This is a genomic window from Pontibacter diazotrophicus, from assembly GCF_003367245.1.
Lineage (GTDB): Bacteria > Bacteroidota > Bacteroidia > Cytophagales > Hymenobacteraceae > Pontibacter > Pontibacter diazotrophicus.
The window spans coordinates 180832-203335 of the sequence record NZ_QRGR01000007.1; the positions used below are offsets into that span (position 1 = coordinate 180832).

At 47.4% G+C, this 22504-nt stretch carries 18 protein-coding genes and 1 tRNA gene; 7 read left to right on the forward strand and 12 right to left on the reverse strand.

All coding sequences use genetic code 11. The features are described from left to right. Positions 1-11: 11 nt before the first annotated feature. Entirely contained in the window at positions 12-1391 is a 1380-nt protein-coding gene (locus DXT99_RS07440; protein ID WP_115564900.1) for an SPW repeat domain-containing protein, read from the reverse strand. A 408-nt stretch (positions 1392-1799) separates the two neighbouring features. Between DXT99_RS07440 and DXT99_RS26980 the strand changes: the two genes are divergently transcribed. Beyond that, positions 1800-1964, forward strand: a complete 165-nt coding sequence (locus tag DXT99_RS26980) for a hypothetical protein (protein WP_181885062.1) — start codon at positions 1800-1802, stop codon at positions 1962-1964. A gap of 197 nt (positions 1965-2161) precedes the next feature. Here DXT99_RS26980 and DXT99_RS07445 read toward each other — a convergent pair whose 3' ends face one another. The 4 genes from DXT99_RS07445 to DXT99_RS07460 form a co-directional block, all read right to left on the reverse strand. After that, positions 2162-4348, reverse strand: coding sequence for a TonB-dependent receptor (locus DXT99_RS07445; protein WP_115565034.1), 2187 nt, complete (start codon positions 4346-4348; stop codon positions 2162-2164). Positions 4349-4435: 87 nt separating this feature from the next. Further along, positions 4436-4741: a DUF6660 family protein gene (locus DXT99_RS26825; protein ID WP_317048131.1), complete on the reverse strand. Its 306-nt coding sequence runs from the start codon at positions 4739-4741 to the stop codon at positions 4436-4438. Positions 4742-4889: 148 nt separating this feature from the next. After that, positions 4890-6212: a hypothetical protein gene (locus DXT99_RS07455; protein WP_181885063.1), complete on the reverse strand. Its 1323-nt coding sequence runs from the start codon at positions 6210-6212 to the stop codon at positions 4890-4892. 441 nt (positions 6213-6653) lie between these two features. After that, complete coding sequence (locus DXT99_RS07460) at positions 6654-7547, reverse strand: LysR family transcriptional regulator (RefSeq protein ID WP_115564902.1); 894 nt, start codon at positions 7545-7547, stop codon at positions 6654-6656. Positions 7548-7645: 98 nt separating this feature from the next. On the opposite strand from DXT99_RS07460, the gene DXT99_RS07465 reads away from it, so the two are divergent. Next, on the forward strand, positions 7646-7903 hold the full coding sequence (locus tag DXT99_RS07465) for a CBU_0592 family membrane protein (protein ID WP_115564903.1): 258 nt from the start codon (positions 7646-7648) through the stop codon (positions 7901-7903). A 53-nt stretch (positions 7904-7956) separates the two neighbouring features. Here the strand turns inward: DXT99_RS07465 and DXT99_RS07470 are convergent, their stop codons facing one another. Both DXT99_RS07470 and DXT99_RS07475 read right to left on the reverse strand, forming a co-directional pair. Beyond that, positions 7957-8361, reverse strand: coding sequence for a hypothetical protein (locus DXT99_RS07470; protein ID WP_115564904.1), 405 nt, complete (start codon positions 8359-8361; stop codon positions 7957-7959). 247 nt (positions 8362-8608) lie between these two features. Then, a tRNA-Arg gene (locus DXT99_RS07475) sits at positions 8609-8682 on the reverse strand. A 185-nt stretch (positions 8683-8867) separates the two neighbouring features. Between DXT99_RS07475 and DXT99_RS07480 the strand changes: the two genes are divergently transcribed. Then, positions 8868-9281, forward strand: a complete 414-nt coding sequence (locus DXT99_RS07480; RefSeq protein ID WP_115564905.1) for an organic hydroperoxide resistance protein — start codon at positions 8868-8870, stop codon at positions 9279-9281. 267 nt (positions 9282-9548) lie between these two features. Here the strand turns inward: DXT99_RS07480 and sucC are convergent, their stop codons facing one another. Next, the gene (gene sucC / locus DXT99_RS07485) at positions 9549-10745 is read right to left on the reverse strand and encodes an ADP-forming succinate--CoA ligase subunit beta (protein WP_115564906.1); all 1197 of its coding nucleotides are present in this window, start codon (positions 10743-10745) and stop codon (positions 9549-9551) included. 210 nt (positions 10746-10955) lie between these two features. On the opposite strand from sucC, the gene DXT99_RS07490 reads away from it, so the two are divergent. Both DXT99_RS07490 and DXT99_RS07495 read left to right on the forward strand, forming a co-directional pair. Next, entirely contained in the window at positions 10956-12044 is a 1089-nt protein-coding gene (locus DXT99_RS07490) for an AI-2E family transporter (protein ID WP_115564907.1), read from the forward strand. A gap of 122 nt (positions 12045-12166) precedes the next feature. Then, entirely contained in the window at positions 12167-12820 is a 654-nt protein-coding gene (locus tag DXT99_RS07495; protein WP_115564908.1) for an ABC transporter ATP-binding protein, read from the forward strand. 401 nt (positions 12821-13221) lie between these two features. Here DXT99_RS07495 and DXT99_RS07505 read toward each other — a convergent pair whose 3' ends face one another. From DXT99_RS07505 to DXT99_RS07515, 3 genes are all read right to left on the reverse strand, one after another. Beyond that, the gene (locus DXT99_RS07505) at positions 13222-13791 is read right to left on the reverse strand and encodes an EF-hand domain-containing protein (protein WP_115564910.1); all 570 of its coding nucleotides are present in this window, start codon (positions 13789-13791) and stop codon (positions 13222-13224) included. A gap of 214 nt (positions 13792-14005) precedes the next feature. After that, positions 14006-14308, reverse strand: a complete 303-nt coding sequence (locus DXT99_RS07510) for a hypothetical protein (RefSeq protein WP_115564911.1) — start codon at positions 14306-14308, stop codon at positions 14006-14008. Positions 14309-14848: 540 nt separating this feature from the next. Further along, positions 14849-15328, reverse strand: coding sequence for a response regulator (locus DXT99_RS07515; RefSeq protein WP_115564912.1), 480 nt, complete (start codon positions 15326-15328; stop codon positions 14849-14851). A 1117-nt stretch (positions 15329-16445) separates the two neighbouring features. Between DXT99_RS07515 and DXT99_RS07520 the strand changes: the two genes are divergently transcribed. Together DXT99_RS07520 and DXT99_RS07525 are read left to right on the forward strand one after the other, a co-directional pair. Further along, positions 16446-19229 (forward strand): TonB-dependent receptor, encoded by a 2784-nt coding sequence (locus DXT99_RS07520; RefSeq protein WP_115564913.1) that lies wholly within the window; start codon positions 16446-16448, stop codon positions 19227-19229. A 47-nt stretch (positions 19230-19276) separates the two neighbouring features. After that, entirely contained in the window at positions 19277-20761 is a 1485-nt protein-coding gene (locus DXT99_RS07525) for an SGNH/GDSL hydrolase family protein (protein ID WP_115564914.1), read from the forward strand. Positions 20762-20916: 155 nt separating this feature from the next. Here the strand turns inward: DXT99_RS07525 and DXT99_RS07530 are convergent, their stop codons facing one another. After that, positions 20917-22005 carry an NAD(P)-dependent alcohol dehydrogenase gene (locus tag DXT99_RS07530; RefSeq protein ID WP_115564915.1) on the reverse strand — a complete coding sequence of 363 codons (1089 nt, stop codon included), beginning with the start codon at positions 22003-22005 and terminating at the stop codon, positions 20917-20919. Between the last annotated feature and the right edge of the window lie 499 nt (positions 22006-22504).

Below are 22504 nucleotides of genomic sequence, written 5' to 3' on the forward strand. Positions count from 1 at the left end.
AGTACTAAAACTTATTTGATATACTTATCAAAGCTTCCTCTTTTGTCTTCTACCTTTCCTTTAGGGAAGGACAATGCAATGATAACAATTCCTGAAACCACGCCATTCCACATGGCAGTGTCATTGTCTGTTCCTAAAACCCAGGGAGCAGCTATGAGCCAAAGGCCGAACAGGACATGGAGGTAGCGCAGGGGGCGGGCTACTTCAGACATGGCAATTACGGCAAATGTCACAATAATGGCACCTGCCAGATGATTACTATCGGCTATGGTGCCACTGTACCCCAAAACACCGGGAGCAGCCATTACCCACATACCTATCAGCATGATGAGGAACAAATTCCAGGGTCTAAGCAACAGGTCGTTATAGGCTTCGCTGAAAGTAAGCTCCAGCAACGTTTCCGGGTTCTTCTTTTCTTCCATATCACCGCCTTTCATGGTACCACCAAACCAAAGGGATTTCCAGTAAGAGGTACCTCTCTCTTTTTTTTCATGCCGCATCAGCTGTATGGTAGCCAGCACTTCGTCAATTGTAAACGGAATCATTAGCAGGGAGATCATCGCGCTTGTAAGGCACAGGGTGCACCAGTGCCCCACCGACACCGGCTGAAGGATGACGAGCGTAATACTGACCACTCCGAGCGGGACGATCAGGATACCGAATATGATCACGACCCAGGGCATCGTACGCCAGCGATGTGTGCCTCCTGCTAGTCCAAATAACACATCAATGACATAGGAGAATGCTCCCAAGGTGGCATCAGACACTGGAAAAGACTCAGAAACATCAGACGTCAATACCTTGCGGGTACCATCCCCAAAAAAAGGATCCCACACGGTATTGATATATTCTAGCTGAAAGGCGCCCATGTAGCGTGCAACAAAAAAACCGACCCAGGCAAAAAAGATCACAGGTACGCGCTGGTTCCAGGAAGAGGGGTTATAACTCCAGCCAGCTGGGACATTTGGCCCCGGCTGTGCGAATAATTTGATTCCCGGCTGCCTGGGAATAACGATGCCGAAGACAACAACAAGGGTTCCAATAAGGTAATTATTCAGAAAGCCTGCACCTACCTCGGCCCAAAAAATCATGGGAGCAACAAAAAGCCAGACGCCTAAAAAGACAATTCCCCATTGTGCCCATAGCTTATAAGGTTTTAAAGCAAAATAGCTCAGCACAATCAGGATAATACCTGCCAGAATATCATTCCAAACCATCTCTGGCACCTTGTAGCCAAAGGTGGGAGGGTTGGCTATGAGCCAAAAGCCCAATGTAATAATGCAGTAATAAACCCAGCTTACTTTTTTATGATGTTCTTCATGTTTTTTTAGTTTCTCATCTGGAAACATATCCTTTTTTACAAAGAAGAGATTGCTAAAAGTAAGGTTCATGTTTTTTAAAGTTTACGTTTAAAACTGAAACTCTGGAAAAGCATAAAGGGGAAGAGAATGTTCCTGGAATATGCTCCCAAAAGTCTTTTCTGAACTATGCTTTTTTCGAGCCTAAACATTAAGATGCTGGGTGCCTGTTACCAAGGAATACGGTAAATGAGGTGAAGGTGTACAACTATATTTTGTTTGCTATTGTTTTGCGATAACCAACTGGCATTTAGTGTCATTCTTCGAGTGAACATCTCGGAGATTAGTATCCATCAGCTTTCTATGTTTTTTTCCGGAGAAGGGGAGGAGCCAACTGGTAAAAGCGGGTAAAGTACGTAGATGCCGTAATTAGTACTAGCTTATCTCAGTATAAATCATTCTTGCCAACTTCGTACATATAAGTTTAATGCCTTTATGCCTATGGAACATAAGCCTATCACAACCCAGGATGAGTACGACAAAGTAGCTGCCCGCATAGAACAGTTAAAAGATGGTGATGCGGGCTCGGAAGAAGCGGAAGAATTGAAGCTGTTAACGAAATTGATAATTGCCTACGAAAGTAAAAGACAGCAACCAGAAGAGTGAAATCTTAAAGATACTTCATGCAGGTCCCCCCGCATTTTGCCTCATTTTCAGAAGGGGGAAGGGCACCGTTTGTTTTGGCTAAAACAGAATGAACAGCCCTGCCTTTAAAGGAGGCAATTCTGACATTACGCATAATGTATGCGTAATGCCTTTGTAAGCCTAATCAGTGCCATGCATGTAGCAGGACCGTGTCAATTTTACAGCAGATTTAGTTTAATGCCACCATTGATTACCCTGCCATCAACCGGCGCATATATCTCATCAAAAACAGGAGTCGTTATGCTGCCACTATAGATACTGCCGAACCTGCTTTGCCTGGTGTCGAAAATATTCTCGAAGTTGAGGAACAGGGAGAACTTTGAAAACATTTTCTCTATCATTATCCCATTAATCCAATAGTCACGCCCTCTGCTGCCATCCGTAAGCCGCTGCGAACTGAAGTAGTAGGCTTCCAGGCCTATTCTGAAATTATCCTCCTTCTCCAGCATCAGCACGTTGTTTACTCTGTGCTTTGGGGTAAGCGGCATATCAGTTACGGTGCCATTGTAATGCTGCCTGGCGTCAGTATAGGTATAGCCTAAAAACAGCTTCACCCATTCGTATCCAAATTTCATGTTTGTTTCAACGCCTTTGGTGTCCACGTATCCGCTTGCGTTCCGAAACTCATAGAGGTTGTCAGCTCGCTGTGAAAGGATAAGCGGGTCGTTTAGATAGGTGTAGAAAAACATATGGTTAATGCTGAAGGTCACTTTGTCTCCGATGATGGTGTTGAAGTTGATGTCAGCGTTTCCACCGATGGATGTTTCCACCTCTGTTACCCGTGCGGCGAGCGGTAAAATATTCTGGAAGGTGATATTCTCTGCTTCCTGCGTGAAGATAGTCGGTGTCTTGTAGCCCATGCCTCCACCGATGCGGGAGGTCAGGCGGTCGCTTATTCTAAACAGTGCCGAGACACGTGGCAGTACAAACAATCCCTCAATCTTTTTTGCTGGCGCAGGCATTACATAGTCGGTCCTGAGGCCTGTTTCCAGCACAAACCAGTCTACGGGCGTGAAAGTGTTTTGTGCAAATGCGCCGATAATGGTGTTGTTGTAGTCTCTGGCTCCAACCGCATCCGCATTCTGCTCCGAGAATTTATCGGTCCAAAGGTTTGCACCCATTACCCAATCAGACCTGTCGCTGTTCAGGCTATACGCCACCTCACTGAAACTGGAAAGTTGCTCTCCTGAAAAGTCGTAGCCGGGAACAAAAATATCCCTGTTGAAAAAGCTAAGGCTATTCTTCACAGAAAGCATGGATTGGTCTGAGAGCCTGTGTTCGAGGTTGAACTGCGTGGAGTATCGTTTCGTGTTGTTCTGCTCAAAGTAAAGGTTGCCTTCAGCTCCATCGATGTAGCGTAAATCACCGCCCAGGCGCTCTTCCTGTGTTGCGTTCAGCCCCAGGTAAAGCTGCGTGCGCTCGCTTGGATAGTAATAGACACGGGGATTCAGTGTATACCTCTCAAACTCCGGGATGGCAGAGAAACCGATGTCAGCCGGGTCATAGGCGTTGTTCGTGTTTCTGGATGCAAAGACGGTTACGCCGAGCTTGCCAAACCTTTTTCCATAGAAGCTGCTCAGGTCAAGCCCTCCCGCACTGGTGGCATTGGCCATAAAGGAGAGTTCACCTTCTTCTGTTGGTCTCTTGGTAATCAGGTTCACCAGTCCTGCTATGGCACCGCCTCCGTAAAGCGTGGAAGAACTTCCTTTAATTACCTCCACCTGGTATAAGTTAAGCGGTGGAATCTGCATGATGCTAAGGCCACTGGAAAAGCCGGAGTAAAGCGGGAAGCCGTCCTGCAGTATCTGCGTATAACGCCCGTCCAGCCCCTGAATGCGAATGGTGGCGCTTGCGCTGGTAGCCGAAGTCTGCTGCGTCTGGATACCGGTGCTTTCACTCAGCAGCATCCTGATGTCTCCTGGTTTCATGTTCGCTTTCTCACCAAGTTCTTCCAGCGTAATGGCCTCGAGTCGTGTCGGAATATCTTCTATGGTACGGCTGCTGCGGGTGGTGGAGATAACCACCTCCTCCAGTTCCTCACCACCTGGCGCTAACTGCACCACAATGGGTGCTGACTGGGCAAGCGGGAACGTAAGCGTATCCAGCCTGTCTTCGTACCCGACATAGCTGTACCGGATGACCTGCCTGCCATCGGGAATTCCTGACAATTGAAGCGCACCGTCCGCACCGGCACTTGCGCCGATACCTGTTCCCATGACGGATGCTGTAGCACCAATCAAGGGCGCTTTTGTTTCGCTATCTCTGATGATAGCCTGAAGTGTATTTTGGCTATAGGCCATGGTATTGCCCAGCAAGAGGAGCAATACAAATATGTATTTGTTCATTTCTTTGAAAACTAATGCTATAAAATTTACAAGCGATACAGGCGTGTACCGCATTCCTTCCTGGTGACAGCGTGTCACGCTATAACATTAGCTTAGTTTTGGGGGCTGCCAGATGGCATGGTGGAATGGGGCAAAGAAGCTTTGCCTGTAGGTTGCAAAGAGATGACCGTTATGAGAAAGCAGGGGTGTTACAGGCGCTACTGCGAATCCGGACACCGTAAAGCCGATGCAGGAGGAGCAACTGTAGAAAGGGGAGCAAGCGTCAGCATCCTTCTCGTGGCTGTCGGCTTGTTCTGTCATCATCTCTTCACTGGCGCAGTTGTCGGTGAGGCAGCAAGGCATTACCGAGAGCGTAACTACTAACAGTGCGCATATGATTGTTAAGACTTTCACCCTACAAAAGTACTGATTCTCTCTATAGTTTCAAAGACAATGGCATGGTGCGGGCAGTTCACACACTTTCAAAAGTAAACGTTCCATCGCACATGCCACTCCACAGAATTAAACAGAAGGGTAAAACAGTTCATGAAATGAAGCGAATCTACTGCTGCAGCATAGAGGCACTGTAGGGGTTGGAGAGGAGTTCGCGGAATACCTCCCAGCGCTTTTCCGGGTTTGCTGCCGTACCACCCTGTGCCTCCACATGCTGGCGCACCAGTTCCTGCCCTAGGTTGTAGTTGATCACATAACTCCTGTAGCGGTCAAAAAAGCGGGTGCGTTGCAGTGCTTTGTCTTTGTCGTAGAAGTTATATTTTACCAGCAGGTCGGCGGCTTCTTCCCGGCTGATCTGGCCGTCTAGGTACAGGCGTGCTGCTTCGGTTCCTGCAAAGTCTAGCTGGGCAATTTTATTAAGAATAGCATAATAGCCTTCTGCCTCTTTCGGGTTCAGGCCTGCCAGCGGGAACAGTACTTCCTTCTCAAACTGAATACGTTCGGCGGCAGGAAAGGCAACCTCCACGCCGTAGTTGGCGCTGCCTTCCGCAATCAGCGACTGTGGGCTGAACAGCGGGTACACGGAATACTCTTTCCAGCCACGGTTGTTTACCAGTTCTTCCTCCAGCAGCACGTTGTACACATGGTGCCCCGGGTACCCCTCGTGTCCGGCCAGGTCTATGGCGCGCTCAATGTTGATCGGAAAATCTGTGTTAATCTGAATCAGGCTATAACTGTTGCCTTTAAAGTAGTTGTATCCTGACCACGGTTTGTCTGTGACATACTCTACCTTGAAGTTTTCATTTTCAGGCAAATCATAATGGGCTTTGGTTCTTCTGCGCGCCTCTGTGATGGCAGCCTGAAATACGGTGTCGAGTTTTTCCTTTGGAATAACGAATCGGAAGCGGTAAGCAGCCCAACGGTCTGCAATGCTGCCTTCACCAGGAAGCGCCGTATCCAGCGTCTGCAGCAGCGAATCGAAGTAAGTGAATTCGTAGTGCGGTGGTACGGCATCATAAAGCAGTTTTGCCTCTTCATCAAAAGAAAGCTTTCTGCCCTGCATCATCTCCACCTTCGTGATGCTGGCCAGCACCTGTTTCTGCAGCATCGCTATTCTTCTTTTCTCCAGCGCCGTTAGCCCGATGGTGTCCTGCGCCATAAGTCCTTGTTGTACCAGTTGTAACTCCTGCAGCAGCGTTTCTCCCGGAAAAGTATCAGCAGGAGCGGAGGTCGGCTTCCATTCTTCCGGACCATAATAGGCATCCACAAAGTCGCTGTCGTATTGGCCAATCCGCAGCAGCGTTTTTACATACTGTTCTGCCAGTACATCCATGGGTGGTACAGGTGCCTCCTGCTGCTTTGCAGGCGCACAAGCCCCGAGCAAAGCCAGGCAAACGAAGGGTAAGAGGTTCTTCAGGTAGTAGAACTTCATGTGGTGTCAGTTTAGCTAGAGCGCAAAAAGTAGTGTAAGCTAATATTTATATAAATAAAAATCCTGGGATGCTCAGAATATGTTTGTTGGCTTTGAGGCAGCACTTCTTCAGTAACCTTTCATGAGCCCAAATTCCAAGTAATTTAATCCTTTCTCAAACTATACTCCATTTAGAAGTAGGGAGGTGGATATCTAATAACACATTTCTGAAGCGAATAAGCATTATAGTATGGACATACCTAATATGTAACTCAAGTTGGGATTTTTTTTGTATCTGAAATGAACCCACCCCTAACCCCTCCGAGGAGGGGAATCTTCTTTCTAGGCCAAAATTCCCCTCTTGGGAGGGGTAGGGGTGGGTAATCAACGGTAGTGAAATGTGAAAATCGCAACTTGAGTTATGTATATAATCTGCACTGTGCTGCCTCTTTTATTCAGCTGTCAGTTACCATCTGCGACATACTTACCGGCTGCTTCCGACACCTGTTGCAGAATGTTCTTCAGCACAGGGCTGTTGTCGTTCTTGCGCCATGTCACGTAGAGGTTCATTTTGTAGGGTAGGGTGATAAAGCGCACATTGGGCAATGCACTGAAAGAGTAAGAGTACGGCAGGATGGACACGCCAAGCCCCTTGGAGACCAGCCCGAGAACCATTCCCCCGAAGTCCGTTTCGATGCGCACATCAGGCGTGAAGCTGTGGTCTTCGAGAATCTGCCGAAGGCTTGAGGTGTAAAATGTTGTCTGCGCCAGGTTTGACAGGATAAACTTCTCATTCTCTAAATCGTGAAGCCCCGTAAAGTTTTGCTCGTTTAAGTGATGGTTCGAGGGCACGACAAGGGCGAACGGCTCTGAGTACAGGCAGATTGACTGCAACGACGGGTTTCCAGCGGGGTCACGCCTGAACGCCATGTCCATCTGGTAACTTAACAGCAACTGCTCAAAGCTGATGTCGGTCGGCTCCACCAACTCCACCTTCAACTCCGGTAAGGTGCGGGATATACTGGCGATTAGATCTGGCATGAAGCCATACGTGATAGAACCGGGGTAACCGATTCTCACCGTGCCGAACGCCCCCTCATGTATCTTTCTCGCCTGCAGGTGGATGCGGTTTATCTCATCGAGCAGAGGCAGCCATTGGTCTCTGAGGAATGCACCAGCCTCGGTCAGTTTCACGCTCCGCTTATTTCTTTCAAAAAGCCGCACCCCAAGTTCATCCTCCAATGCTTTGATTTGCCTGCTGAGCGCAGACTGCGTGATGTACATGCGTTCGGCAGTATTCCAGAAGTGCAGTTCCTGTGACAGTGCCAGAAAGTATTTTATCTGCTGAATCTCCATTTACACTAATCTGATTTTCGCATTAGTCAAGCCAATATTAGCATTTTTATGCTCATCCGCATACACTTACTTTGCCATAACTATTAATATGCAACGCCATGGTGTCACAACGAAAACATGTATGGGAAGGGATAGGTTGGGTAGGAGCCCTCTTTTCGCTTTTGGCTTTTAGCCTGAACAGCCTGGGTGCTGTCAGCAGTCAATCTGTGGAGTATCTGGGGATGAATATCGTTGGCTGCTTCTTCATGATTCTATACGCAGTTTCAAAGAAAGCACACGCGAGTTGGGTGCTTAACGCCATCTTTTTATTAGTGGCTGTTTTTGCGTTGGTTAGGGTTTATATGATGCAACTATAACTGATATCCTGTAACGGTCAGTCAAGCATTCTATTAATCTTCTTAAATGGCTACTATGACAACAGCCAAACCATTGCTTCATCCCTGTTGGCGAAACTCTTAAACTCCAATGGCAGGTTCAGTTCTAGCCTAAGCTCTGCGGAAAGCTTGTCCGCCTGTTTCTCACGTTCAGTATCTGTGGTGCTGATGCGTGCTATTTTCTTCAGGCAGGTTTCTCTCATGTCTATGCCGAACTTCAGTGTAATGGCTTTGTAGGCTTCATCTTCAACCTCCATAACAGATTCGCTGGAATCAAGCAGAAGCTTTTTTATGTCGTAGTTTATGATGCTTTCAATGATAAGGCCCAAGCAAAAGCTCACGTCTTCCGTGCCAAACTCATGCACGTTCGGCATTGTGGTTGTTAAAATCCCAGTTTCAGGGTTATAATCAAGGGTGACTATGCCGCTGTAGATTATCATTACGTTGTTTAATAGCTTAAAAAGGGCGGTAGAACAAGCTATTAAGTTAGCACTTTCTCCGAATTTTTCAATGCATACGGGCTTTAGGGTATCCTTGAACTGAAAATTGGCGGCTACAGCGACTTAACTTGCCATTAGCCACTCCATGGCATCGGCCTTACTGGCGAAGTGACATTAGTTAAAACACCGCCTAATACAATAAAAAACGCCTTGCAAAGTCATTTTACAAGGCGTTTTCTTCCATTTGTGCACCCGAGAGGATTCGAACCCCTAACCCTCGGAGCCGAAATCCGATATTCTATCCAGTTGAACTACGGGTGCAGTGCGTGTGCAAAAATAGGAACTAAGCTGATAAAAGAAAACATTCGGCTGCAAAATTTCTACCTGCTTTTCCTTTCCTGTCATAGGCTGCTCACTTACAGCCCTTTGCTTGTTTTCTAAAACATTCCGCTTTGCTCTATAGTTAAATAGATAATACAGAACACAATTAAACGTATAAAAACACTATGGAGAAAATATATACGGCAGAGGTAACTGCCACAGGCGGCCGCAAAGGTCATGTAAAATCAACAGACGGCGTAATTGACATGGCCTTGACTGTGCCGGTAGGAATGAGCAGTGGAGGTAAGACAAATCCGGAGCAGCTCTTTGCTGCAGGCTACGCAGCCTGTTTTCAGAGTGCTTTGATGGTGGTGTCTGCGAAGCATCAGGAACAACTGGACCCCAGCTCAACCGTGACGGCACATGTTGATTTATTAAAGAAGGACGATGGAGGGTATGCCCTGGGAGTAAAGCTGGCGGTAGACCTGAAGGGCGTTGACAAAGACAAAGCTAAAAAGATGGTGGACGAAGCACATCAAATCTGCCCTTACTCTGTCGGCACACGCGGCAATATAGAAGTGGACCTGCAAGTCGTGTAAGTTTCTTTAAGTTAGAGAGTTAGAGGGTTAAAGAGTTAGAAAGTTATTTTGAGTTAGGAAGTTGAAGAGGGGAGACTGCTGCAATCAGTTTGTTGTATCCGGTGGGGTAGAGATGAAGGTAGGGCAGGGACAATTTATAGCAAACGTGAATTTCAGAAACTCTCTAACTCTCTAAATCCCAAACTTTCTAACTTTTCCTGCAAGCATATAAAACAGAAAAGGCTGCCAATTATGGCAGCCTTTTCTGTTTTATATGCTTGCAGGAAACTACGCTTCTGCTAATACTTGCTCTACTTTTTCAGCAGCTTCTTTTAATACAACAGCTGAGTAAACTTTCAGGCCGGACTCATCGATGATGCGGGCGCCTTCTTCCGCATTGGTACCTTGCAGACGAACGATGATTGGAACACGGATGTCGCCGATGTTCTTGTATGCTTCCACTACACCGTTGGCAACACGGTCGCAACGTACGATACCGCCAAAGATGTTGATCAGGATAGCCTTTACATTCGGGTCTTTCAGGATGATGCGGAAACCAGCTTCAACCGTCTGTGCGTTTGCCCCACCCCCTACGTCCAGGAAGTTAGCAGGCTCACCGCCGGAAAGTTTGATGATGTCCATCGTTGCCATCGCCAGACCTGCTCCGTTTACCATACAGCCAACGTTACCGTCCAGCTTTACATAGTTCAGGTTGTGCTCACCAGCTTCAACTTCCAATGGATCTTCCTCAGTGATGTCACGCAGGTTCGCCAGGTCTTTGTGGCGGAACAGGGCGTTATCGTCAAGGTCAACCTTTGCGTCAACAGCTAATATTTTATTGTCTGATGTTTTCAGTACCGGGTTGATTTCGAACATAGAAGAGTCCGTATCAACATAAGCCTTGTAGAGGTTGGTCACAAACTTCACCATCTCTTTAAAAGCAGCTCCTTCCAAACCAAAGGCAAAGGCAACTTTGCGGGCCTGGAAGCCCTGCAGCCCTACTGCCGGGTCAATCCACTCTTTGATGATTTTCTCAGGAGTTTTCTCTGCTACCTCCTCAATGTCCATACCACCTTCGGTAGAGGCCATGATCACGTTCATGCCTTTCGCACGGTCCAGCAGGATGCTCAGGTAATACTCTTTTGGCTCAGACTCGCCCGGGTAGTAAACGTCCTGTGCTATCAGCACCTTGTTTACTTTCTTGCCTTCAGGTCCGGTTTGGTGCGTTACCAGCTGCATGCCGATAATCTGCTCAGAAATTTCTCTCACCTGGTCCAGGTTCTTGGCCAGCTTTACACCGCCACCTTTACCACGGCCACCCGCATGGATCTGCGCCTTGATAACGTGCCAGCTGCTGCCAGTCTCTTCTGTCAGTTTCTTTGCAGCCTCTACAGCTTGCTCTGGCGTGTCAGCCACGATTCCTTCCTGGATGCGTACGCCATAGCCTTTTAAAATCTCTTTAGCCTGATATTCGTGTATGTTCATGCTTTCAGTTTTAATGGACGCCACGAAATTAAGTTTTTATTCCCTGAGATTCAAGAAAAGCTTTTTTTAAATATAAGCACGCTGGCCGCAGATACTGCGCCTGCTGTGTGTGTCGCTGCTCTTATTAATAGCGCCATTGCAACGTGGAAGGTCCTGAAGGAGTAAGTAAGGGAGTAATTAGATGAATCAACCTGAATATAGCAGACACTTATGCTTGATATTTATACTTACGCTAAACGAGTAGCTATTGCTGCTCTTATTGTACTTCTGATAGTCGCTGGCTTTTACATGCTGAGCCAGTACGGCTATTTCTTTCTGCTGGTGTTTGCCGGTATTCTGCTAGCGGTGCTCTTCTGCGGCATGACGGACTGGATAGTAAGGAAGGTGCATATGAAGCGGGCAATTGCTTTGGCGATCTCAGTGTTGTTCTTTTTCGGGTTGTTGTTTGCGGCTTTCTGGTTTGTGGCCCCCACCGTGGGGGAGCAGTTTCAGCAAATGAGACAGACCATACCTGAGTCACTAGACCGGGTACAGGACTGGCTCAGCGAGCAAAGATGGGGAGAGCAGTTGTTGAGTCAGATACCTGAGGACCCCAGCAGCATGCTTCCCGAGCAAGAGCAAATCCTGTCGCAGGCGGGAGGGGCCTTTTCCACTACACTCGGTTTCCTGGCAGATTTGTTCATTGTCATCATCACAGCCTTGTTTTTTGCGTCTGATCCGGCGCTGTATACCCGTGGTTTAGCCAAACTCTTCCCTGTCCGGACGCGCCCCCGTCTGATGGAAGTGCTTACCAGGTGCTACCATGACCTGAGAATGTGGTTGATTGGTATGCTGGCAGCGATGGCTATTATCGGGATAAGCACAGCAATCGGATACAGTATCATCGGTTTACCGATGGCATTTGCCCTGGCCTTGATTGCCTTCCTGTTTGCTTTTGTTCCCAACATCGGCCCCTGGATTGCGGGTATACCTGCCGTGCTGATTGGGTTGTTGGAAGGACCTGACATGGCTTTGACTGTACTATTGGTATATGGCGGTATTCAAATAGTGGAAAGCTGGATAATCACACCTATTATCTTTCAGAAAACAGTGGCACTGCCGCCAGCCTTGCTGCTTTTCTTTCAGGTATTACTGGGTTTGGTGCAGGGAGGCCTGGGGCTTTTAATGGCAGCGCCAATACTGGCTGTATTGTTGGTGTTTATACAGGAACTTTATGTAAAGGATGTGTTGGAAGCTAAGCCTGAGGATGCCAGCGCATCAGATGTGCCGGAAAGCGCCCGGGCGACTGCAAAGAGATAGCTTAATTTACAATTCGCCGTGCTGCCACAAAAACGATAGGGCGTTGCTAAAGTATAACCGTTGTTTTGTAGCTTTGGCAGACTCTTTGTATTCATCATACGCATACACAATACCCTTCTATAGTGCTGCAGGTAACAAACATATATAAGAAATACGGTTCGCTGGAGGTGCTCAAGGGCATCGATTTGACAATTTCCGCTGGTGAGGTAGTCTCTATTGTAGGGGCTTCAGGAGCCGGAAAAAGCACTTTGCTACACATACTAGGCACCCTCGACACAACAGACAAAGGCGAGGTGCTTTTTGATGGCAAAAACATAGCAAAGATGAATGCCTCTGAAATGGCGCGTTTCCGGAACAAGCACGTTGGCTTTATCTTTCAGTTCCATAACCTGTTGCCAGAGTTCACGGCTTTAGAGAATGCTTGCTTGCCTGGCTTTCTGGCCGGAAGGCCTGAAAAGGAAGTGCGGGAGCAGGCAGAGCAGCTCCTGCAGATGCTTGGCCTGTCGCACCGCCTGGAACATAAGCCCTCCGAAATGTCAGGTGGGGAGCAGCAGCGTACTGCCGTGGCCCGGGCGCTTATCAACTCTCCCCGCATTATCTTCGCGGATGAACCGAGTGGTAACCTCGATTCGCAGAATGCGCAGGAACTGCATGAGATATTTTTCCGCCTGCGGGATGAGTTTAACCAGACGTTCGTAATTGTGACGCACAACGAGCAGCTAGCTGGTATGGCCGATCGCACGCTGGTCATGAAAGACGGTGTAATAGTCGATTAAGTAATTTTCCGCCGGTTCATGAATTTGAATGATGAACGGTTTATGCGGATTTTTCTTGCCCAATCCGAGTGAGCCGTTCATTTATGAAACGGACATTTTTAAAGTACAAACCTTTAATTGGCAGCCATAAAAACCAGAACTATGCTAAAAGTAATAAGTATCTTGTTTGCTGTTGTTGGTTTGGTCTACTTCTTATTTTACCCATTTTTAAAGAACTCCATCAACAGGAAAAAGCTCTTTAAATGGTTCTTTATTCTGTATATTATCTCTCTTATTGTCTCTACTGTAGGAACCTATTTCTTATAAGCAGGACGGCCTGAGTTAGAAATAGGGGAAGTTCATCCCCTTCTTCATGCTTCGCTATCATGATGCTACAGACTCACTTTCTGGGCTGCAAACACTTAATTGCTGTAGTAAGTTTGATGGCGTCTGTACTCCGCGGTATCCAGTACATTATCACCATTTGTATCCCATAATGTGAAAGTACCGGTTATGTACTCCCGCTCCGTTAGCTGTCCGTCACCGTCTGTATCCCAGGTGTTGTACCAGCCCAGTTCAGCAAAGTCTCCGTCGAACTCTACCCTTTCTATAAAGCCATCGCCATCAGTGTCCCATGGTTGCCAATCTGCCGCATCTATACCATTACCATAATCTGACACCACCGTGGTCCACTCGCCCTGGGAGATCCTTCCATCGTTGTTCAAGTCCCAGATTTGATAGAAGCTGGCGGTAAATTCCTCCTCGTTCAGTAAACTATCTTCGTCTATGTCCCAGTCTTCATAGTACGTTGTGGTGCCGAAGGTTGTATAGTATTCTTCCTCATCCCAGGTTTCAGCCACAGCCACATCATCTGTAACAACCTCTTGCTCTACTACCTCTGTTTCTCCATTGCAGGCTGCCACTCCGGCCATAAAAAATAAACTTAGAATACTTCTTATCATCCTCAGGGAGTTTCGTTCTCCTTTTTTCATCAATCTCCTTTAGGTTTGTTAGCTAATTTAATTTTCAGGCGCTTGCTAAAACCTACGCGGCCTGTCAGATATCGTTCAGTGCAAAGTGCTGTAACTGCATGAAGATGAGTGTGAAAGGAACTTGCCTTAGAGGTAGCGGACAAGTAATAAGTGCATATAAATAGAAGGGAGTATAGTATATGTTGGAACAGACCTTAGTCCTGCATATATGGCATCATACGCTTGCTTCCTTTGCTGCCATCGGCATTAGTTGCGCCAACATTTCCTGGTGCCGGGTCAGCATGATGTGCAGTACAAAAGCCATGAGCACATAGTCCTCCACCGTGCTGTCTCTGAACGCCATGAAACTGCTAAAGCTGGTGGCGTCATGCTCCCTGATGTACGCGGTGAGCCGGGGTAGTACAGGTTTAGCGCCTCCCGCTTGCCCAGAGTGATCTTCAAGTAATCGTAAGCGGCTTTTTCCATCTTTTAACTGAAGTTTCCCCGCCTCCTGCGGGCTACCATTTCTTGGTAGCATCCTGTAAGTAGTTCTTATTTACAGGGCACAGGAAAAGCATGTATAGGTTAAGTTTGTTTTCATAGCCTGAAAAGGCAGGAGAGTTTCTTCAGTTTTAGTTCGTGCCGTATGTCTCCTGATACAGACAGGCAGCATATTCAGCCTCTTGCCAGCTGCTTTTGGTTTATTGCTTTGTTGGCTTTTCTTCCCTGATATTCCTTTCTTTTTCGCCCGGCTGCAAACCAAAGGCAATTATTGTTTCTTCTTCTTTCGGAATTAACTAATCTTAGTATAGTTAAATTGTGTGAATATTGTTTAACTATAGAAATATATGATTGTATATATGTGTTTAAAATATTCACTATTGGCTATTTTTCAGGCACGATTGCACGTATGGCAGGGCGTGTTTACCACAGGTTCCTTTTTTGCATCAAAGGAGAGGTACTGAGCCTAACATGCGAGTTTTAGTGCTGCCTTCCAAGGCTACCATAAGCCCTATTTCTGTTGAATAAAGGCATCTCCACGGGAACGCACCATTGAAGCAAAAAGGGAAATACGGTGCTACAAGAAACAGGACAGCTTTTCTTTTGAAAGAGGTTTCTCAATGTAACCAACCACAGGGAGCTCCTTTGCCCTTGCTAATTCCAGATCGTGCAGCGAAGAACTGAGGATGACAATCCTCATGGAGGAAGACTTCCAGTCAACGGACTTTTGCAGCTCCTCCAAAAGCGTAAAGCCGCCCATAACTGGCATATTAATGTCTAACAGGACCAATTCCGGGTAACGGCCGCTACAATACAATTCTCTGATTATGGCCAAAGCCTCCTGGCCGTGCTGCGCAGTCAGAATTTCGGCCTCTATACCCGACATCTTCAGCACTCTTTTAGATAAAAAGATGGAGAGGTTATCATCATCTACCAACAGAACTGTTTTAGGTTGTTTTAGTCCCTTTTTACCTGACTTTAACCCTGGCACATGTAAAAACTGATTTACAGGCGCAATTGCCTGGTAAATAAACTGATAATACTTTGTTAAATACATCTGTATTCTTTACTAATAATGTTTCCCATTAATCACCTTCTATTCAATAAGAACCCTCTACTTCAAAGGCCACGCGGGGCTTCATGATATTCCCTTTTTCTGCCATAGCCATTCCTGTGTGCTACCGGGTCGAAAATGTTCCCACCTTTATGTTGCCATTGAAATCAGGCTTTGATTTGCTGTATATTTCTTCTGCTCGTGTTTTGAGAAAGCAACCTATGGCATGACCACAGCTGTTTTTTGCAGGCGCTTTTCTGAGAGTAGTTTTCACAAAGCTTCCACCGTTTATACCTGGTTACTTAAACTTAGTGCCAATAATCCTGACACATCATAAAATATTTTTGCACCCTTATCTGCTCTTAATACTGCAGCAAAGTCTCCCTATAGTTTTTACTATCAACATTGGCAATCCACCAGCTATCAAGTAAGTTGAAAACAGGTAATTATCTGCAGAATACCTGATGGTATAATTTTGCGATTAAATATACATTGTCCGGGTAATAGACAGATGAGAAATTATATGAATGTACCGATTAGGTTAGTAAACAGCTATTTTATTAAGTGTGATGTTGTTGAAGCACCACTGTATGGGAGGTATAATAAGTTTCAACCCAGGTTGCACTACTCAACCTGCTGTTGCTAAACCATCCATTACTTCCTGGTGGAAAGGCATATTAATATGCCGGGCCATAATAGAGGAGGGGCTGTGCTTATGACAGGATAAAGCTTCCTGAGAGATAGGTGCCTGAACTGTAACTAACTTATGTTTCTAACAAATTCGAAAATAAAATTGGAATTATTCCAATTTAAAGTTAAATTTTATGCACAATTGAACCAGATGCTTCTTCTCTTCAGACTGTTTTTGAGACTGAGAATCCAGGCTCAAATCAAAGCATCTACAATGGAGCCGCGGCCTTAACCTATTAAGGAATACGTTTTTTATATATTTCTATTTTTCCTCTTTAAATCTTTATCAAAGCTCTCAGGCTGCTACTCAAAGCTGCACTACAGTATGAGGTGTAGCTCAGGATCCGACCAGTGACCCTTCTTTTGCTTTAGCCGCTTTCAGTTTATCAGTTCTTTCTAGCAGGTTTCCTTCATTTTTAAATCGCACGATATGCGCAAGATTCTACAAAATTCAATCTTACTGCTGTTGCTGACATTATTCATCCCGGGAGTGGAGGCATTTTCGCAGACAGCAGTTACGGTGTCTGGACAGGTGACGGATGCCAGCACAAGAGAGCCCCTAGTGGGTGTTAACGTCTATGTACGGGACAGGATGGTTGGTACCAGCACCGACAGCAGGGGCCAATACCGTTTAACTACCAACACGCCTACACCCTTCACCCTCGTGTTTTCAATGGTAGGATTCACACCACAGGAAATCAGCATTACAGAGAGCCGGTCAGATTTGGATGTTGCCCTTTCGGAAGGGCAGGTGTTAGGTTCTGAAGTGGTGGTCACGGCTTCCCGGGTAGAGGAAAACATCATGCGCTCACCTGTGAGTGTGGAGAAGATGGACGCGCGGGCGATACGTGAAACACCGGCCGCCAGCTTTTACGAAGGCTTACAGAACCTGAAGACCGTGGATATTATTACTTCCAGCCTGGGCTTTAAAATAATCAACACCCGTGGCTTTATGAGTACGTCTAACAACCGCTTTGTGCAGTTTATCGATGGGATGGATAACCAAGCACCGGGGCTCAACATTCCGGTCGGAAATATGGTCGGCATTTCTGATCTGGATGCCGAGAGCGTGGAGATTATTCCCGGAGCTGCTTCCGCCCTTTACGGACCAAACGCCTTTAACGGTGTAATTAACATGACCAGCAAGAACCCGTTCGACTACCAGGGCTTCAGTGCGATGGTAAAGCTGGGTGTGAACCACATAGATGGCCGTGATGCATCTCCCAGCCCGATGTACGAAGGCATGATCCGATATGCGAAGGCCATCAACAACCGTTTTGCCTTTAAAGTGAACCTGGCGTACATGACGGCACACGACTGGCACGCCAACAGTACCGAAAACGTAGACCCTTTATCCTACGCCACGCAGGGCAACGACCCCGACAACCCGGCTTACAATGCCTTGAACGTTTATGGGGATGAAGCAGTAACCAGTTTGCCGATTGGTCCTTTTGGCCTGCCGGTGCGGGTGGCCCGAACAGGGTACCTGGAAGAAGACCTGGTAGATTACGATACCTATAGCCTGAAGGGCGATGCCGCCCTGCATTACCGGGTAACGGAGCGGCTGGAAGTGATCTACCATTATAAATATGGTGCCGGTACCTCTGTTTACCAGGCGGCAAACCGCTACGCCATCAAAAACTTCACCCTGCAGCAGCACAAACTGGAGCTGAGAGGCAGCAATTTCTTTGCCCGCACCTATTCTACTTTCGAGGATTCGGGCGATTCTTATGATTCCCGATTCCTGGCCCTGAACCTGAACCGCACCTGGAAAAGTGACCAGCAGTGGTTTCAGGAATATGCCGCCGCCTACCTGGGTATTGTGCAAACCCTGACGCCGGGCAATCATGACGTTGCCCGTAGTTTCGCTGACAGGGGCCGTCTGGAGCCTGGCACACCTGAATTCGACCGGGAAAAAGAGCGGTTACAGGGCCTGACAGACTTCAGGAGGGGAGCCAAGTTCGACGATCAAACGAAGATGTACCATACCGAAGGCCAATATGACCTGAGCCGCTGGACGGGCAAAGTAGTAGATGTGCAAATTGGCGGAAATTACAGACTCTATGATTTGAACTCCAACGGGACTATCTTCAGCGACACTGTGGGCAATGATATCACCATCTACGAGTATGGCGCCTATGCGCAGGCCATTAAACGGCTTCTATCAGACAGATTGAAAATCACCGCCTCCCTGCGCTACGATAAAAACGAGAACTTCCAGGGCCGGTTTACACCAAGGGCTTCTGCTGTATTCACTGTAGCTGAAAACCATAATTTCAGGGCTTCTTTCCAGACCGGTTTCCGCAATCCCACGACCCAGGACCAGTTTATATTCCTGAATGTAGGCCAGGCCATACTGGTAGGCGGAGTTCCAGCCACCAGCCGCGGGCTTAACTTGTATGGCCCCGGCTCCAACACCATCACCCTGTCCTCCGTGCAGGCTTTCGGAAATGAAGTGCAGCTGGATGTAATTGAAGGGGTAAACAGCTCCCGGGCTGTTATCCAGAATGCGGGTATACTGCAGGCAGCAGAAGTAGACTATGTGAAGCCCGAGCAGGTGCGTGCGTACGAGGTAGGGTATAAGGGGCTGCTGCTCGACAAATCGCTTATGTTCGATATCAATTATTATTACAGCTCTTACAGGGATTTCATTTTGGGCACAACAGTGGTCCAGACGGAAAGCGACATCCAGACAAACCCCCAGGCTGCTGCTTTTGATATTGCCTTGAGCCGTTTCCAGCCCTACCAGCTTTATACGAATGCCGACCAGCAGGTGGCGGCGCAGGGGGCAGCACTTGGGGTAACCTATATCCTGGGTGGCTACACGTTTGGGGGAAACACGAACTGGAACAAACTGGACCTGGGAGAGGACGTTAACCCGGACCAGATAGCCGGTTTCAATACACCAGAATGGAAATTTAACCTGACGGTAGGCAACCGTAATGTGTACCGCAACCTGGGCTTTAGTGCCGCCTTCCGCTGGTCTGATTCCTATATCTGGCAGTCGTCCTTTATTGCAGGTATAAACGATGCCCTTATACCCTCTTACTATACCCTGGATGCCCAGGTAAGCTACAAGGTGCCGGCCATTAAGTCCATCTTCAGAATCGGGGGCTCTAATGTAACAAACAACCGCATCCGGCAGGTGTATGGCGGGCCTTATATCGGGGGGCTTTATTATGTGTCGATCACGTTTGACGAACTGCTGAACTGATTACTCCGCCTTTGTACAGATATGTTCAATTCAAAACCCATACGAGCATGAAAAACTTAAAAATATCCTGTCTGTCGCTGTTTTTGGTGAGCTTCTTGTTCTCCTGCTCCTATACGCCGCCTGAGCCGGCCGATGACCCAACCAACCCCCGTACAGCACCTGTAGCCGGAACAGCAGATTTCAGCAAATATGTAGCTGTCGGTAATTCTATTACAGCTGGATTCATGGATAATGCGCTTTATGAGGAGGGGCAGCAAAATGCTTATCCCGTAATACTGGCAGAACGCATGAAGCTGGTAAATGGCGGCGCGGCTTTCAATATGCCCGTATTTGCTTCTCCTACAGGAGCAGGTTTCAGTGGGTTTGTGCCGGGCACTACCACGCCGGTGGGGCGCTTCCGGTTTGTTCTGCCTACTTGTGCATCAAATCCCCTGGCAACCAACACCCTCGGTTTAACACCGGCTCCGATAGTACCCGGAGACAACCTGGCACCTTATGACGCGGACAGGGCCGCGCTGAACAATTTCAGTGCCCCAGGCACCAGGAGCTTTCATGTGCTTGTAAACGGCTATGGTGCCAGTCCGCAGCAGGGCAATCCTTTTTATTGGCGCTTTGCGTCGGCTCCTGCGGCCAGTGTGCTGGGTGATGCTCTTGCGGCCCAGCCAACATTCTTCTCCTACTGGCTGGGCCTCAGCGATGTGCTCTTTTACGCCATATCGGGCGGCTCGGGTAACGCGAACCCCGGTACGAACCCTGCTACTTACACAGCAAACGATATGACGGACCCCGCCGTGTTTGAAGCAGCGCTAAGTGCTTCGCTGAACGCCTTATTAAGCGGGGTGAACACCAAAGGGGTTGTGGCTACTGTCCCTGACCTTACAAAAGCACCTTTCTTCAGGGTTATCAACGATGCCCTGACAACAGGCGGAGCCAACTCGCCTTTACCTTTTGCCTTATCAGAGGAGCAGGCTGCTGCACTTAATGCAGGGTACGCGCAACTGGGACCCGCCGCGGCTGCCGTTAACTTCAGGGCCGGCAAGGTAAATTATCCTGTCATCACCACAGCCACAGGCCTACGGCACATGGACCCCGGCAGGGACTTTCTGGTGCTGACTACGCCGCAGGATTCGCTGCTGGCAGGTTCAATCAGCGCCTGTAATCCAGGGCAACGGGCAGGCTGGGGGATAACGAAGCCGATAGATAGCAGGTATGTGCTGGATGAAACGGAGGGAAACATGGTGAAAGCTCGAATAGAAGCTTTCAATACAGCCATCAGGGCAGCTGCAAATGCTGGAAACTATGCAGGTCGCTTGGCTGTGGCGGATATTTACCAACTGTATGAAGGGCTGGACAATAGCCGGAACAGCATTGCCCCGGGAGGCTATATTTCAGTAGACGGGATTCACCCTAATCCAATGGGGCAGGCCCTGATCGCGAATGAATTCATCGAGGCCATCAACGCTGAATTCGGCTCAACGCTGCCACCTGTTAACATCCGTAATTACCGGCAGAATATTTTGCCGGAGAGCTAAGAGAAGGTTGCTGATAATACAGCTCGGACTTCAAGAAGCAACTAGTTCACTATCCTTGTGAAATAAAGACTTGGTAAAACAAAGAGAGAGCTCAGCCGGCCGATCTGCAAAGCAGGGACGGGCGGCTGAGCTCTCTCTTTACTCTTATACCTTATTTAAAGTGTGGCAATGTCAATTACAAACCGGTACTTGACATCACTTTTTTCCATTCTCTCAAAAGCGTGATTGATATCTTTCATATCTATCACCTCCACATCAGAAGTAATTTTGTGGTCGGCACAGAAATTCAGCATTTCCTGTGTTTCGGCTATGCTGCCAATAATGGAACCCGCTATATTCCTGCGCTGGAACAGTAAGGGGAATGGAGAAGCCTGGATTTGCTCTGGGGGCACACCCAGGCAAATGATGGTCGCATCCGATTTTAGCATGTTCAGATAAAGATTGTAATCATGAGGCGAAGAAACAGTGTCGATAATATAATCAAAGTATCCAGCTAGTTTCTGGACTTGCTCCTCGTCTTTCGTGAATACAAATTTATGTGCTCCCAAGCTTATAGCGTCTTCTTTTTTTGAAGGAGACGTGCTCAGCACAGTTACTTCAGCCCCAAAGGCGGCACCAAATTTTACTGCCATATGCCCAAGGCCGCCCAGACCCACAACACCTACTTTATGCCCTTTCCCGATATTCCACTTTTTGAAAGGAGAGTAGGTCGTAATGCCAGCACAAAGTAGTGGTGCCACTTTCTCTAAGGGAAGCGTATCAGGTATACGCACCACAAAATCTTCATTCACAACTATCTGCTTAGCGTAACCACCATAAGTGATGGTTTTACCGTCTTTCTCATACCAACTGTAGGTTAGCACATTGCCGTTTGAGCAGTATTGCTCCAGCTCATTCTTGCAATTATCGCAGGTCCTGCAGGAGTCAACCATACAGCCTACACCAACGATGTCACCAGTTTTAAATTTTTTTACATGCTCGCCAACACTGGTAACGACGCCCACTATCTCATGCCCGGGCACAAGCGGATACATCGATATACCCCAGTCGTTTCGCGCAAAGTGTAAGTCTGTATGACATACCCCACAGTAGAGAATTTCCATTTGAACATCATGTGGTCCTGGCGCTCTTCTTTCAAGATCCCAGGGAGCAAGTCCGGAAGTAGCATCCTGGGCAGCATAGCTTTTTACATGAGTTGATTTTGTAGCAGTAGCTTTTTCGGTTGACGGTTCTGTTGTGAGCATAAGTGTTTTTTTTGAAGTGACTGATGAAGAAGAGTCAAAAGGACAGAGAGAAGAGTTTTAGAAGTAAAAGTCTTCTCTTACAGGAGGTTATGAAAAGGTAGGGGTAATCCCTAGGAATAGCTTATTCGCAGATTCCTCTCACGACATGCTATGAGAGTGATGGGTAAATATAAATAATTATTAGTAATGTAATATAAAATTCGAAAAAAAATTAAGCAAGTTTTATACAGGTTTTCGGTTGACATTTAACCAGGCAAGATTATTTGTTGAGGATGAAAAGATGCTCGTACTATGTGCATCCATGAACTGTTTAGGTTGCAAACAAATCCTTGCAGAAAATGCTGAGGGGTGAGAGATGAGTTCAGCTTCGAAGAACTGCCAAAAGAGGAGCAGCGACACTGGGAAGAAAGTGGAATGTTAGCATCTATAGACTACTTCCTCTACTATCTGAGCTGTGAGCAGCACTCTGCTTTATTTATGACGGAAGAGTTTTAGCAGA